The sequence below is a fragment of the Gordonia malaquae NBRC 108250 genome, from assembly GCF_000344135.1.
Classification (GTDB): Bacteria; Actinomycetota; Actinomycetes; order Mycobacteriales; family Mycobacteriaceae; genus Gordonia; species Gordonia malaquae.
The window spans coordinates 1-1591 of the sequence record NZ_BAOP01000082.1 but is presented as its reverse complement, the minus strand read 5'-3'; the positions used below and the strand labels follow the sequence as shown (position 1 = coordinate 1591).

Below are 1591 nucleotides of genomic sequence, written 5' to 3'. Positions count from 1 at the left end.
GTCTGCACTATCAGGGCGACCTGAAGTTGTACTCGCTCGCCGACCTGCGGCGTGGCCTTGTCGATGCTGTCCAGGATCTGCGGGATGGTGTAAACGGTCCGCGCGAGCCCCGAGGCCGATCTGGCGACTGGCCTCGCCAGATCGAGGCCGACGTCCAGTAGTGAACTCAACGCCGGGTAGTTTTTGTTCAACAGTCCTCCGAGTGCGCCGAACAGGACCTCGCCGGTGTCGTTGAGGTTGCCCTTGGTCTGTTTGATGGCCTCGTCGGTGGCGAAGAAGTCAGCGATGTCGACGTTTATGAGGATGCCCGGAATGAACGGCTTCATGAAGTCGGCAACACCCTCGGACACGTCTGCCGCGATCGCCAAATCCTGGCCCACTGGCCGCTGTTGAACGTCCCGAGTGAGCTGTGCGATCTGGAACATGAGTTTTCCGGCGTCGGCAAACGTTTGGGAATCGTCGACGACAAACTTCACCACCGAATTGAACGCCGGCTGATCGAGAGCATTGACCAGCTTGGAAAGTTTTCGAATCAGGGTCGAGACCGACGTTTGTTCGGACTGCTGCTTGCTCACATAGACACTGCCGCCATCACGGATGAGCGCTCCCTGCCCGGGGTCGACAATATCCAGTGCCGTCGGCCCCAGCGCGTTGGCGGACGTGTAATTCACCGCCAAGCCCTGACGCAACCGGATGTCGTCGTTCACTCCGGTGAGCTCAATTTTCACAGACGTGCTTTGGTCGCGCACCGACACCGAGGACACCTTGCCCACCGTGAGGCCCCGATACTTCACCTCCGATCCGCCCTTCAACCCGTCACCAATCGCGTCGGTGGTGATCGTCACTGTCTTGTTATCTTCAAATTTTCCGGTTGCGTTTGACACCAGAAAATAGGCCGCAACCACCACTACGACGAGGACCCCTATCCCACGCAGTGTCAAATTTGTTATTGAGGGCGCGCGCCCTGACGGATCTTTATAAACAGCCACTTCAACCCCTAGCCCGAAATCCTGACGCCCGAATCGAAGCCCCACATCAGCAGGGTCAAGATCATGTCCTCCACAACAATGACGATGAGACTGCTGCGGATCGCTCGACCAGACGCGCGGCCGACGCCTTCTGCTCCACCGGTGGCGTAGAAACCCTGGTAGCTGTGGATGATGACGACCGAAACTACGAAAATCAGGACCTTGATGACTGAGAACGCCAGATCCTGCGGTTTGAGGAACGCATTGAAATAGAAGTCGTAGGTGCCACCTGACTGGCCGTGTAGCAGGATGACGACCAGTTTGGCCGCGGCGAAACTGAGTATCAGCGTCACGATGTAGAGCGGGATGATGGTGGTGATCGCTGCGACCACGCGTGTGCTGACGACGTATGGAATCGGCCGCACCGCCATCGATTCGAGTGCGTCGATCTCTTCGGCGATGCGCATCGAACCGATCTCCGCAGTGAGGCGACAGCCGGCCTGGGCTGCAAAGCCGATCGCGGCGATAATCGGTGCCAACTCCCGAGTGTTGGCGTATGACGAGATGAACCCGGTAAGAGACCCCATCCCCACCAGGTCCAGCGAGGCGTAACCCTGGATGCC

At 58.6% G+C, this 1591-nt stretch carries 2 protein-coding genes; both read right to left on the bottom strand.

Annotated elements, in window-relative coordinates:
- A partial coding sequence (locus GM1_RS21245; RefSeq protein ID WP_040520996.1) for an MlaD family protein occupies positions 1 to 989 on the bottom strand: 989 nt, incomplete at its 3' end.
- Positions 990 to 997: 8 nt separating this feature from the next.
- Positions 998 to 1591: ABC transporter permease (locus GM1_RS21240; RefSeq protein WP_008382398.1), on the bottom strand; the 594-nt coding region annotated here is incomplete at its 5' end.